General features: G+C 52.5%; 12 protein-coding genes. 9 read left to right on the top strand and 3 right to left on the bottom strand.

Annotated elements, in window-relative coordinates:
• Positions 1-24: 24 nt before the first annotated feature.
• From yfbR to ACXIZX_RS12855, 3 genes are all read right to left on the bottom strand, one after another.
• Entirely contained in the window at positions 25-624 is a 600-nt protein-coding gene (yfbR, locus tag ACXIZX_RS12865) for a 5'-deoxynucleotidase (RefSeq protein WP_008105157.1), read from the bottom strand.
• Positions 625-694: 70 nt separating this feature from the next.
• On the bottom strand, positions 695-1912 hold the full coding sequence (locus ACXIZX_RS12860; RefSeq protein ID WP_008105154.1) for a pyridoxal phosphate-dependent aminotransferase: 1218 nt from the start codon (positions 1910-1912) through the stop codon (positions 695-697).
• Entirely contained in the window at positions 1896-2084 is a 189-nt protein-coding gene (locus tag ACXIZX_RS12855; RefSeq protein WP_139221411.1) for a hypothetical protein, read from the bottom strand. The genes ACXIZX_RS12860 and ACXIZX_RS12855 overlap by 17 nt, the downstream gene beginning before the upstream one ends.
• Positions 2085-2880: 796 nt before the next feature.
• Here ACXIZX_RS12855 and lrhA point away from each other — a divergent pair.
• From lrhA to nuoI, 9 genes are all read left to right on the top strand, one after another.
• Positions 2881-3804 carry a transcriptional regulator LrhA gene (lrhA, locus tag ACXIZX_RS12850; RefSeq protein ID WP_007889314.1) on the top strand — a complete coding sequence of 308 codons (924 nt, stop codon included), beginning with the start codon at positions 2881-2883 and terminating at the stop codon, positions 3802-3804.
• A 660-nt stretch (positions 3805-4464) separates the two neighbouring features.
• Positions 4465-4908, top strand: coding sequence for an NADH-quinone oxidoreductase subunit A (locus ACXIZX_RS12845; RefSeq protein ID WP_007889316.1), 444 nt, complete (start codon positions 4465-4467; stop codon positions 4906-4908).
• Positions 4909-4923: 15 nt separating this feature from the next.
• Entirely contained in the window at positions 4924-5604 is a 681-nt protein-coding gene (locus ACXIZX_RS12840) for a NuoB/complex I 20 kDa subunit family protein (protein WP_008105151.1), read from the top strand.
• A 116-nt stretch (positions 5605-5720) separates the two neighbouring features.
• A complete protein-coding gene (nuoC, locus tag ACXIZX_RS12835; protein ID WP_008105149.1) occupies positions 5721-7520 on the top strand; it encodes an NADH-quinone oxidoreductase subunit C/D in 1800 nt (599 codons plus the stop codon).
• Between the two features lie 2 nt (positions 7521-7522).
• Entirely contained in the window at positions 7523-8038 is a 516-nt protein-coding gene (gene nuoE, locus ACXIZX_RS12830; protein ID WP_008105146.1) for an NADH-quinone oxidoreductase subunit NuoE, read from the top strand.
• Between the two features lie 2 nt (positions 8039-8040).
• Positions 8041-9381 carry an NADH-quinone oxidoreductase subunit NuoF gene (nuoF, locus tag ACXIZX_RS12825; RefSeq protein WP_176519213.1) on the top strand — a complete coding sequence of 447 codons (1341 nt, stop codon included), beginning with the start codon at positions 8041-8043 and terminating at the stop codon, positions 9379-9381.
• Positions 9382-9484: 103 nt separating this feature from the next.
• Positions 9485-12208, top strand: a complete 2724-nt coding sequence (gene nuoG, locus ACXIZX_RS12820) for an NADH-quinone oxidoreductase subunit NuoG (protein WP_036648501.1) — start codon at positions 9485-9487, stop codon at positions 12206-12208.
• A complete protein-coding gene (gene nuoH, locus ACXIZX_RS12815) occupies positions 12205-13182 on the top strand; it encodes an NADH-quinone oxidoreductase subunit NuoH (RefSeq protein WP_479404304.1) in 978 nt (325 codons plus the stop codon). The genes nuoG and nuoH overlap by 4 nt, the downstream gene beginning before the upstream one ends.
• Positions 13183-13193: 11 nt before the next feature.
• The gene (gene nuoI, locus ACXIZX_RS12810; protein ID WP_007889332.1) at positions 13194-13736 is read left to right on the top strand and encodes an NADH-quinone oxidoreductase subunit NuoI; all 543 of its coding nucleotides are present in this window, start codon (positions 13194-13196) and stop codon (positions 13734-13736) included.
• Positions 13737-13741 lie beyond the last annotated feature (5 nt).

Raw genomic sequence — 13741 nt, 5'->3', positions numbered from 1 at the left:
AACGGGCCGTTCCGGCCCGTTTTTTTACAGCGGCGTATCTTGTGATATTTCATCCAGCGACAGGCTAAAGCTGGGAATAAACACCTCAACAAAATAATCCATTTCCGGTGAACGGCGCTGCGTAAGGGTTTTTTCCAGGCGTGCTTTGGCTAGCAGAAACTCGTTATTACCTGCCGACAACTCTTCCAGACACTTCACGTAGGCGCAAAGTGCATCCGCTTGCTTCACCACGGATTGCTCACTTTCGGTATGCAAATGTTCATCAATCAGCGGACGATAAGCGTCCTGCAGTTCGGGCGGCAGCATATCAATGAGCTTCTGCTGCGCAATCTTCTCGATCTTTTTGTATTCGTGGGCAATCTGCGCGTTGTAATACTTCACTGGCGTCGGTAAATCTCCGGTCAGCACTTCGCTGGCATCGTGATAGAGCGCCAGCATGGCAATGCGCTCGGCATTGAGGTTGCCGTTAAATTTTTTGTTTTTGATGATGGCGAGCGCGTGAGCAACCATCGCCACCTGCAAGCTATGCTCGGAGACGTTTTCAGTGCGTACATTGCGCATCAATGGCCAGCGATTGATCAGTTTAAGACGGGAAAGGTGGGCGAAAAAATGGCTACGAGTCATGGACGGTTCCTGTTCGCACGGCGGGGAAGATATCTTTTCCCCGAAATGCGAACAGTATACGCGTCACAATTTACTGGCGATACCCTTGTAAGAAACGACCAAACTTGCTGACGGCCATTTCCAGATCGTCCACGCGTGGTAGTGTAACAATGCGTACGTGATCCGGCCACGGCCAGTTGAACGCGGTGCCCTGAACCAACAGCACTTTCTCTTGCAGCAGGAAATCCAGCACCATCTTTTGATCGTCAAAGATGTTGAATTTCTTGGCATCAATACGCGGGAACATGTACAGCGCACCTTGCGGCTTCACACAACTGACGCCAGGAATATCATTAATTAATTCCCACGCACGCTGGCGCTGTTCATACAAGCGCCCGCCGGGCGCGATAAATTCGCTAATACTTTGATAACCACCCAGCGCGGTCTGAATCGCATGTTGTGCCGGAACGTTGGCACACAGGCGCATCGACGCCAGCATCTCCAGTCCTTCAATGTAACCTTTTGCATGTTTCTTCGGACCGTTCAAAACCATCCAGCCCTGACGGAAGCCCGCCACGCGATAGGTTTTCGACAAGCCGTTAAAGGTCACGGTCAGCAGATCGGGAGCCAGCGCAGCAATTGAATGATGTTGTGCTTCGTCGTAGAGAATCTTGTCGTAGATTTCATCGGCGAAAATAATCAGATTGTGCTGGCGCGCAATTTCAACAATCTCAAGTAACAACTCTTTGCTGTAAACCGCACCGGTCGGGTTATTCGGGTTAATAATGACAATGCCACGCGTACGCGGGGTGATCTTGCTACGAATGTCATCCAGGTCAGGGAACCAACCCGCTGATTCATCACACAGATAATGCACTGCTTTGCCGCTCGACAGCGAAACCGCGGCGGTCCACAGCGGATAATCCGGCGCAGGCACCAGCATTTCATCGCCGCTGTTGAGCAATGCCTGCATCGCTTGCACAATCAGTTCAGATACGCCGTTACCAATATAGATGTCTTCGACGGTGACATCGCGCATGTCACGCGCCTGGTAATGCTGCATGATCGCTTTACGCGCTGAATACAGCCCTTTCGAGTCGCAATAACCTTGCGAGCTCGGCAGATTGCGAATGACATCCACCAGGATTTCATCAGGTGCTTCAAAACCGAATGGGGCAGGGTTGCCGATGTTCAGTTTGAGAACTTTGTTGCCTTCTTCTTCGAGACGTTTAGCTTCTTTCAGTACCGGCCCACGGATGTCATAACAGACATTTTCCAGCTTGCCGGATTTATCAATTTGAAAATTCATTTTTACCGCCTTTACGGGCAGAGTCCTTTAACCTGCCACCAAAAATCAAACTTGCCCAATTTACTCTTCTCACCTTAACAAAAGAAGGGTAGCGCTTGGTTTTGGCGCGTTTGCCATTTTTTCTCTCGCCATATGGCGTAAAAGTCATTGAAAATCGATTAATCTGGTTCATTAATCCACTAATGCGAAAAAAAGTGAGATTAAAAACTGGTAAGGTGGGCTGGACGTGTAAATGCCTTCTTCCATCGCCACAGGAGACTATTCAGAAATTTTTCAGTCACTATTGGTGCAAAAAAAGAATAGCGACCTAACGAAATAGTTAAGTGATTCTTGTTAGATGGCGAAAAAATGTCTGGCAATGATTAAGCTCTGGCTGGCGTCTTAAAATGAAGTGCATTCTTATTCACTTATCAAGGGCGAGATTAAGCGTCAGTAACGGACCTAATATCGTGTAAAACAGTCTTAAAATAGCATTTGCACTGTCACTTTAACGCTGATGCTCAAGATTCAGAACCTGGGGGGCTTAAAAAAAGAGCAGCGTTATGGCAGGATCTGTGCGGAAAGGCTTTTGGTCAAAAATTGCGATGTTTTGAACAAAAACATTTCCATTTATAACGTAAAAATGATTAAGTATAATTTATTATTTGATGCACTTTATCGCTTCGCATCTACATAACATGATGTTATTTCTTTTTAACCCGCAGGGACTTTACGCGGGATACATAGACAACTACGCAGCTTCCAGCACCTGTACGACATACGTTTTCGGCCCAGAAGTTCTGCTGTCTATAATGACGACGCTGCTCTGATCTCAGAGTGGTGCGATCGTCGGCATCCGCCTGACAAAATTTTTTCATGGCAGCTCCACACAGGGCTGTCATTAAGCACCATTGCCTCTTATCTCTTTGATAAGTCGGGTAATACACCAGGGTAGTAGTTTTAAAAAATCTTATAAGTGAAGAAAAAACATGACTAATGCAAATCGTCCGATACTGAATCTCGACCTCGATCTGCTGCGTACATTTGTTGCCGTTGCCGATCTGAACACTTTTGCAGCAGCCGCTGCCGCCGTGTGCAGAACGCAGTCAGCAGTGAGCCAGCAGATGCAACGTCTGGAACAATTGGTAGGTAAAGAGCTGTTTGCCAGACATGGACGTAATAAATTGCTGACGGAGCATGGCATTCAACTGCTGGGTTACGCCAGGAAAATCCTTCGTTTTAATGACGAAGCTTGCACCTCTTTAATGTACAGCAACATCCAGGGCGTTCTGACCATTGGCGCTTCAGATGATACCTCAGATACCATTCTGCCGTTCCTGCTTAACCGCGTAACGTCGGTCTATCCGAAGCTGGCCATTGATGTGCGTGTTAAGCGCAACCCGTTCATGATGGAAATGCTTAATCAAGGTGAAGTCGATCTGGTTGTGACGACGTCCAGCCCAGGAAACTTTACTCATCAGGTACTGCGTACTTCGCCAACGTTGTGGTACTGCGCGGCAGATTATATCTTCCAGCGCGGGGAAGCCATTCCTTTGGTCCTGCTGGATGAGCCAAGCCCGTATCGCGATATGGCGATTGATCACCTCAACGAAGCTGGCATTCCGTGGCGCATCTCGTATGTTGCTTCTACACTGGCTGCCGTTCGTGCGGCGGTTAAAGCTGGCTTGGGTGTGACAGCGCGTCCAGTCGAGATGATGAGCCCAGAATTGCGAGTGATGGGCGCTGCAGAAGGTTTGCCAGTGCTGCCGGATACCCAATATCTGCTGTGCCGTAATCCAGACAGCGATAACGAACTGGCGTTGGCCATCTTCAATGCCATGCAGTCTACCAATGATCCTTACAATCTGAGCGCTAATCCAGACGGTACTTTGCTGCTGGATGACGAAGAGTAAGGGTTACAGTTGCTGGTAATTCCTCGCAAATGGAATACCAGTTAATTGTTAAAACGTATAAAAATGGGCCTTAGCGTGGTAATTACCGGCTAAGGCTTTTTTTTTACCATTCTAGTTGCCGCTTTAAATGTAATTCCCTCGACTTTATTTCAATCTCATTCTTAAAAATGAAACGTGTTCCATTTTTATCTATTTTGGAATGGTTTTATCAATTCGTGCCAACTTTACCAGGGCATTTGTTCATCCACTTCGCTGTTTTTTGCAGCATAAAACCCAGTTATGTGCTTTAGATCAAAAAAATACCCCTGATAAGGGGGGGGAATCTCGGGCGAGACCTGTCAAAATATGATTGTTAAATGCACGATCCACGCATGTGAATACCCGCTACACTAAAATTAACCTCACAAACTGAAGCGATTTAGCTGGCGCTTCGAGGGTTGAATGTTAATAATATGATGCAGCTGTAAAATAATGTTTGGATACTTTTGTCAAAGTTGACAAAAGGTTATAGAAAGGAGTAAAAACCCCTATAAAATTGCTGCTTTATTGCTAATGACAGCAAAGTTTATAAGGTTTTTTATCCTTCCCTTGAATCGATGTGGTGTGTTTGCTGCAACAGAGCAGGATGCCATCACCACTTTTGATGAGTAAGCAAAGAGTATGTCGACAACTACAGAAGTGATCGCTCATCACTGGGCATTTATTGTTTTTATCGTTATCGCATTCGGCCTGTGTGCCTTTATGTTGACCGGTGGTTGGTTGTTAGGTGGTCGTGCCCGTGCGCGTCACAAGGACACCCCGTTCGAATCGGGTATTGAGTCGGTCGGTGATACTCATATTCGCCTCTCTGCAAAATTCTATCTGGTTGCGATGTTCTTCGTCATATTCGACGTCGAAGCCCTCTATTTATACGCATGGTCGACGTCCATTCGCGAAAGCGGTTGGGTCGGCTTTGTCGAAGCCGCAATTTTCATTTTGGTGCTCTTGGCAGGCCTGGTTTATCTGGTGCGCATCGGTGCGCTGGATTGGGCTCCTGCGCGTCGTCGCGTAGTGGTCAAATCTGTCCCGGTCAGTCACAGCCACACCAACCCTCATAAGCAGTAAAAGCGAGGCAATAAGATGGACTACACGCTGACACGCGTAGACCCGAACGGGGGCGGCGATAACGATCGTTATCCTCTGCAGAAACAGGAAACGGTTACCGATCCGCTGGAACAACATGTTCACCGCAGCGTCTACATGGGCAAGCTCGAGCATGCCCTGCATGACATGGTGAACTGGGGTCGTAAAAACTCTCTCTGGCCGTATAACTTCGGCCTTTCCTGTTGCTACGTGGAAATGACCACATCCTTTACCGCGGTGCACGACGTGGCACGTTTTGGTGCTGAAGTTATGCGCGCCTCGCCACGTCAGGCTGACTTCATGGTGATCGCCGGTACGCCATTTACCAAAATGGCACCGGTTATTCAGCGTTTATATGACCAAATGCTGGAGCCTAAATGGGTGATTTCCATGGGCGCTTGCGCTAACTCGGGTGGCATGTACGACATTTACTCGGTGGTGCAGGGCGTGGATAAATTCCTGCCGGTTGACGTTTACATTCCTGGCTGCCCGCCGCGCCCAGAAGCGTATATGCAGGCTTTATTGCTGCTGCGTGAGTCGATTGGCAAAGAGCGTCGTCCACTGTCTTGGGTGGTAGGTGATCAGGGTGTTTATCGCGCCAACATGCAGCCAGAGCGTGAAAGAAAGCGTGGCGAGCGTATTGCCGTCACCAATCTGAGATCGCCAGACGAAGTTTAAGCTTCCCGTACACGGATGGAGCCACGGCCACAGCAGAACATCACAATTTAATGTGCGCCGCCATCCTGACGCCTTCTTTTGAGCGCCTGATTACAGGCCGGAATGGTGAGTAACGTATGACTGATTTAACCACGCAAGATCTCGCACAGCCTTCATGGCAAACCCGCGATCACCTGGATGACCCAGTGGTCGGCGAGCTGCGTAACCGTTTTGGGCCGGATGCCTTTACCGTTCAGGCTACCCGCACCGGGATTCCGGTTGTCTGGGTAAAGCGTGAACAACTATTAGAAATCGTTGAATTCCTGCGCAAGCTGCCAAAGCCGTATGTCATGCTTTATGACTTGCACGGTTTTGATGAGCGCTTACGCACTAACCGCGCCGGTTTGCCCGCCGCGGATTTTTCCGTTTTCTATCATCTGCTTTCAATTGAACGCAACCGCGACATCATGCTCAAGGTCGCTTTATCTGAAAACGATCTGAATGTGCCAACCATCACCAAAATTTTCGCCAACGCCAACTGGTATGAGCGCGAAACCTGGGAGATGTTTGGCATCACTTTCAATGGTCACCCGCACCTGACGCGCATCATGATGCCGCAGACGTGGGAAGGCCATCCGCTGCGTAAAGATTATCCGGCGCGCGCCACAGAGTTCGATCCCTTCGAGCTGACTAAGCAGAAAGAAGATCTGGAGATGGAGGCGCTGACCTTCAAGCCTGAAGATTGGGGCATGAAGCGCAGCACTACCAACGAGGACTTCATGTTCCTCAACCTCGGTCCAAACCACCCGTCTGCGCACGGTGCGTTCCGTATCATTCTGCAGTTGGATGGTGAAGAGATCGTCGATTGTGTTCCCGATGTCGGCTACCACCATCGTGGTGCTGAGAAGATGGGCGAGCGGCAATCCTGGCACAGCTACATTCCGTATACCGACCGTATCGAATATCTTGGCGGCTGCGTAAATGAAATGCCGTACGTGCTGGCGGTGGAAAAACTGGCGGGCATCACCGTGCCGGATCGCGTCAATGTGATCCGCGTGATGCTGTCTGAGCTGTTCCGCATCAACAGCCATCTGCTCTATATCTCCACCTTTATTCAGGACGTCGGTGCGATGACGCCGGTGTTCTTCGCCTTTACCGACCGTCAGAAAATTTATGACGTGGTTGAAGCGATTACCGGTTTCCGTATGCACCCGGCGTGGTTCCGCATCGGCGGCGTAGCGCATGACCTGCCGAAAGGCTGGGAACGTCTGCTGCGCGACTTCCTCGACTGGATGCCGAAGCGTCTGAAAGAGTATGACAAAGCCGCACTGCGCAATACCGTGTTGATGGGCCGTTCGCAAGGCGTTGCGGCGTATAACATGGATGAAGCACTGGCGTGGGGCACCACCGGCGCTGGTTTACGTGCCACCGGTTTAGATTTTGACGTGCGTAAATGGCGTCCGTATTCAGGCTACGAAAACTTCGATTTCGAGATTCCGGTTGGCGCTGGCATCAGTGATGCGTATACCCGCGTTCAATTGAAAATGGAAGAGATGTGGCAGTCACTGCGCATTTTGGAACAGTGCCTGAACAACATGCCTGAAGGCCCGTTCAAAGCGGATCATCCGCTGACAACGCCGCCGCCGAAAGAGCGCACGCTGCAGCACATTGAAACCCTGATCACTCACTTCCTGCAGGTTTCGTGGGGCCCAATTATGCCAGCCAACGAATCCTTCCAGATGATTGAGGCGACCAAAGGGATCAACAGTTACTACCTGACCAGCGATGGCAGCACCATGAGCTATCGCACCCGCGTGCGTACGCCGAGCTTCCCGCACCTGCAGCAGATCCCATCGGTGATCCGCGGCAGCCTGGTATCCGACTTGATCGTTTACCTCGGTAGTATCGATTTTGTTATGTCAGACGTGGACCGCTAATTATGCACGATCAAAAAATTGCTATTCACACCATCGACCCTACAGAGGTCTTCGTGCTGAGCGAGGCCGAGCACCACGCTATCGAGCACGAGAAACACCATTACGAAGATGCACGCGCCGCTTCGATCGAAGCGTTGAAGATCGTGCAGAAACAGCGCGGTTGGGTGCCAGATGGCGCGATTAACGCTATCGCCGACGTTCTGGGCATTCCTGCCAGTGATGTTGAAGGTGTGGCGACTTTCTATAGCCAAATCTACCGCACGCCGGTTGGCCGTCACGTCATTCGCTACTGTGACAGCGTGGTGTGCCACATCACGGGTTATCAGGGGATTCAGGATGCGCTGGAGCAGAAGCTGAACATCAAGCCGGGCCAAACCACGGCGGATGGTCGCTTTACGCTGCTGCCCACTTGCTGCCTCGGTAACTGCGATAAAGGGCCAACCATGATGGTGGATGAAGATACCCACGTTCATCTGACGCCTGAAGGCATCGCCAACTTGCTGGAGCAGTATCAATGACCATTAAACAGATCATTCGTACTGCCGAAACGCATCCGCTGACCTGGCGTCTTCGTGACGACAAGCAGCCAATTTGGATCGATGAATATCGTAGTAAAAACGGTTATGTCGGTGCTGAAAAAGCGCTGAAAGATTTCAGCCAGGACGAAATCGTCGCAGCGGTCAAAGACTCAGGTCTGAAAGGTCGTGGTGGCGCAGGCTTTAACACTGGCCTGAAGTGGAGTCTGATGCCGAAAGACGAATCCATGAACATCCGTTACCTGCTGTGTAATGCCGATGAAATGGAGCCGGGCACGTATAAAGACCGCTTGCTGATGGAGCAATTGCCGCACCAGTTGGTGGAAGGCATGCTGATCAGTGCGTTCGCGCTGAAAGCTTATCGTGGCTACATCTTCTTACGTGGTGAGTACATCGAAGCGGCCGTCAATTTGCGTCGCGCGATTGCGGAAGCCACCGAAGCGGGCTATCTCGGCAAGAATATTCTCGGCACCGGTTTTGATTTCGAGCTGATCGTCCACACTGGCGCGGGTCGTTATATCTGCGGTGAAGAGACAGCGCTGATCAACTCGCTGGAAGGGCGTCGTGCTAACCCACGTTCTAAGCCGCCATTCCCGGCCAGTGCTGGCGTGTGGGGCAAGCCGACCTGCGTTAACAACGTGGAAACGCTGTCGAACGTGCCTGCCATCTTCCTTAACGGCGTTGACTGGTACAAAAACATCTCTACCAGCGAAGACACCGGCACCAAAATGATGGGCTTTTCCGGCCGCGTGAAAAATCCTGGCGTCTGGGAATTACCGTTCGGTACCACCGCGCGTGAAATCCTCGAAGATTACGCTGGCGGCATGCGCGATGGCTTAAAATTCAAAGCCTGGCAGCCAGGCGGCGCAGGAACTGACTTCCTTACCGATCAGCACCTCGATCTGCCGATGGAATTTGCCAGCATTGGTAAAGCCGGCAGCCGTTTGGGTACGGCGCTGGCGATGGCGGTCGATCACGAAATCAACATGGTTTCGCTGGTGCGTAACCTTGAAGAGTTCTTTGCGCGTGAGTCCTGCGGCTGGTGTACGCCGTGCCGTGATGGCTTGCCATGGAGCGTGAAGATCCTGCGTGCGCTGGAGCAGAAGAAAGGTCAGCCGGGTGATATCGAAACCCTGCAGCAACTCTGCCGCCAGCTTGGCCCAGGTAAAACCTTCTGTGCCCACGCACCGGGCGCCGTCGAGCCATTGCAGAGCGCGATTAAATATTTCCGTGAAGAGTTTGAAGCTGGCATTGCGCCGCAGGTGTTTGGCAATACCCGAGCCATCGGCGGTATTCAGCCGAACCTGCTGAAAGCGCGCTGGTAATCAGCCGCCGTACACGGAACTCACCTCACGCCGAAATGGCGTGGGGAAAGAATTAGATGTTTAACGCTCGTCTTAGGGCGAGCCTTACGGAAGCATGTTCACTATGGCTACAATCCATGTAGACGGTAAAGAATATGATGTGAACGGAGCGGACAACCTGCTACAGGCGTGTCTCTCTCTGGGCCTTGATATTCCTTATTTTTGCTGGCATCCGGCGCTGGGAAGCGTAGGGGCCTGCCGCCAGTGCGCGGTGAAGCAATTCCAGAATGCCGAAGATACCCGCGGTCGCCTTGTCATGTCCTGCATGACTCCAGCGTCAGACGGCACCTTTATCTCCATCGACGATGGCGAAGCCAAAGAGTTTCGTGAAAGCGTGGTGGAATGGCTGATGACCAACCATCCGCACGACTGCCCGGTGTGCGAAGAGGGTGGTAACTGCCATCTGCAAGATATGACGGTAATGACCGGACACAGTTTCCGTCGTTATCGCTTCACCAAGCGCACCCACCAGAATCAGGATCTCGGTCCGTTCATTTCGCATGAAATGAACCGCTGTATCGCCTGCTATCGCTGTGTGCGCTACTACAAAGATTATGCTGACGGCAAAGATCTCGGCGTTTATGGCGCTCACGACAACGTCTATTTTGGTCGCCCGGAAGATGGCACGCTGGAAAGCGAATTCTCCGGTAACCTGGTGGAAATCTGTCCGACCGGCGTATTTACCGATAAAACGCACTCTGAACGCTATAACCGTAAATGGGATATGCAGTTCGCGCCAAGCATCTGCCAGCAGTGCAGCGTGGGTTGTAATACCAGCCCAGGCGAACGCTATGGTGAATTGCGTCGTATCGAAAACCGTTACAACGGCACCGTAAACCACTACTTCCTGTGCGATCGCGGTCGTTTCGGTTACGGCTACGTCAACCGCAAAGATCGTCCACGTCATCCAGTCCAGCAACGCGGCAACGATTGGGTCAGCCTGAATGCTGAACAAGCGGTGAATGCGGCGGCGGATGTATTGCGTCGGGCGAAAAAAGTGATCGGTATCGGTTCGCCACGCGCCAGCATTGAAAGCAACTTCGCGCTGCGTGAGCTGGTTGGCGCAGCCAACTTCTCAACCGGTATGCCAGCAGGTGAGCAGGCTCGCGTTGAGCTGATGCTTAAAGTCCTGCAGGACGGCGGCATCTACACGCCATCACTGCGCGAAATTGAAAGCTACGATGCGGTGCTGGTGCTGGGTGAAGATTTGACTCAGGTCGGCGCGCGCGTGGCGTTGTCTGTTCGTCAGGCAGTAAAAGGCAAAGCACGTGAGATGGCAGCGGCGCAGAAAGTGGCTGACTGGCAGATCGCGGCCATCCTTAATATCGGTCAGCACGCCAAACATCCGCTGTTCGTCACCAACGTCGACGAAACCCGCCTGGATGATATCGCTGCGTGGAGCTATCGCGCTCCGGTGGAAGATCAGGCGCGTCTCGGCTTCGCGATTGCCAATGCGCTGGATGAAAGCGCGCCGGCAGTTAGCGGCTTCGACAGCAAACTCAACGGCAAGGTTGATGTAGTGGTTCAGGCGCTGGCAGGTGCGAAAAAACCGCTGATTATCTCCGGAACCCATTCCGGTAGCATCGCGATGATTGAAGCCGCAGCTAACGTGGCGAAAGCGCTGAAAGCGCGTGGTGCCGATGTCGGTATTACCTTCCTCGCGGGTGCGGCAAACAGCTTTGGCCTCGGCCTAATGGGCGGCCAATCGCTGGATAGCGCGCTGGAACAGCTGAGTAAAGGCGAAGCCGATGCGCTGGTGGTGCTGGAAAACGATCTCTATCGTCATGCACCTAAAGCCAAAGTCGATGCGGCGCTGGATACTACCGCTAACGTGATTGTGGTCGATCATCAACGTACCGCCACGCTGGAAAAAGCCGGTCTGGTGCTTTCCACCGCCAGCTTCGCGGAGAGCGATGGCACCTCAATCAACCACGAAGGCCGCGCGCAGCGTTTCTTCCAGGTTTACGATCCCGCTTATTATGATGACAGCGTAGTGATGCTGGAAAGCTGGCGCTGGTTGCGTTCGCTGCACAGCGCGGTTGAAAGCCGTCACATCGACTGGACTCAGCTGGATCACGTGATTGATGCCACCGTTGCGGCGCTGCCACAGCTGAAAGGCATTAAGGATGCTGCGCCAGACGCCAGCTTCCGTATCCGTGGTCAAAAACTGGCACGTTCACCGCACCGTAACAGTGGCCGTACTGCGATGCGCGCCAACATCAGCGTGCATGAACCGCGTCAGCCGCAAGATAAAGACACCATGTTTGCCTTCTCCATGGAAGGTAACAACCAACCAAGCGCACCGCGTTCGCAGATTCCATTTGCCTGGGCACCAGGCTGGAACTCACCGCAAGCATGGAACAAGTTCCAGGCAGAAGTGGGCGGCAAACTGCGTCATGGCGATCCAGGCGTACGTCTGTTCGAAGCCAGCGATCGTTCGCTGCCGTGGTTTACCGCGATTCCGGAAAGCTTTGTTGAAGGCAGCCAGTGGCGCGTCGCACCTTACTACCAGCTGTTTGGTAGCGAGGAGATGACCCAGCGTTCAACCACCTTCCAGAAACGCATGTCACCAGCCACGCTGGTGATTAACCCGGCTGATGCTGAGAAACTGGGCGTCAATAACGGTGCTTCCGTTGAGCTGGTCTGTGCGGGCGAAACACTGCGCTTGCCGGTACGTTTCTCTGCGTCGCTGCAAGCAGGGCAGGTTGGTTTACCGCTCGGTATGCCGGGTGTGCCACCGTTCCTCTCAGGTGCGCAAATTGACAAACTGCAGGAGGCCGCGCAATGAGTTGGCTGACACCGGACGTTATTGAAATCCTGATCAACATCGGCAAAGCGCTGGTCATCTTGTTGGTGGTTGTCGGTTGCGGTGCTTTCATGAGTTTCGCCGAGCGTCGTCTGCTCGGCCTGTGGCAGAACCGTTACGGACCGAACCGTGTTGGCTGGGGCGGCTCGCTGCAGCTGGCTGCCGACATGATCAAAATGTTCTTTAAAGAGGACTGGGTTCCACCGTTTACCGACCGCTTCATCTTTACGCTGGCACCGGTTATCGCCTTCGTATCACTGCTGCTGGCCTTCGCCATTGTGCCGGTTTCGCCAACCTGGATGGTCACCGACCTGAACATTGGTCTGCTGTTCTTCCTGATGATGGCGGGTCTGGCGGTGTATGCGGTGCTGTTCGCGGGCTGGTCGAGTAACAACAAATACTCACTGTTGGGTGCGATGCGTGCATCGGCGCAGACGCTGAGCTACGAAGTGTTCCTTGGTTTGTCACTGATGGGCGTGGTGGCGCAAGCCGGCTCGTTCAACATGAATGCCATCGTCGAAAGCCAGGCGCATCTGTGGAACATCATTCCTCAGTTCTTTGGCTTCCTTACCTTCTGCATCGCGGGCGTAGCGGTATGTCACCGTCATCCATTTGACCAACCCGAAGCAGAGCAGGAGCTGGCGGACGGCTACCACATCGAATACGCCGGTATGAAGTTCGGCCTGTTCTTCGTGGGTGAATACGTAGCGATCACCACCGTATCAGCGCTGATCGTGACGCTGTTCTTCGGTGGCTGGCACGGTCCGTTCTTGCCGCCATTCATCTGGTTCGCTCTGAAAACAGCGTTCTTTATGGTGATGTTTATCCTGATTCGTGCTGCGCTGCCGCGTCCACGCTATGACCAGGTGCTGTCGTTCGGCTGGAAAGTGTGTCTGCCGTTGACGCTGTTGAACCTGCTGGTGACCGCCGCAGTGATTCTGTACACCGCGCAGTAAGGGACATTGAGATGACTTTAAAAGATATTGTCGTTGGCTTCGGCACGACAGTGCGCAGTATCTGGATGATAGGCATGCATGCCTTCGCCAAGCGCGAAACCCAAATGTATCCGGAAGAGCCGGTTTATCTGCCGCCACGTTATCGTGGCCGTATCGTGTTGACGCGCGATCCGGACGGCGCAGAGCGTTGCGTTGCCTGTAACTTATGTGCGGTAGCTTGTCCAGTCGGCTGTATCTCACTGCAGAAAGCCGAGACGCAGGATGGACGTTGGTATCCGGAGTTCTTCCGCATCAACTTCTCACGCTGCATCTTCTGCGGCCTGTGTGAAGAGGCTTGCCCAACCACCGCGATCCAGCTGACACCCGATTTCGAACTGGGTGAGTTTAAGCGTCAGGATCTGGTGTATGAGAAAGAAGACCTGCTGATTTCCGGTCCGGGTAAATATCCGGAGTACAACTTCTATCGTATGGCTGGTATGGCGATCGACGGAAAAGAGAAGGGCGAAGCGGAAAACGAAGCCAAGCCGATCGACGTCAAAGGGTTGTTACCTTAAGGAGC

This window comes from Candidatus Pantoea symbiotica (assembly GCF_056491525.1).
This window is presented reverse-complemented; position numbering and strand designations above follow the sequence as displayed.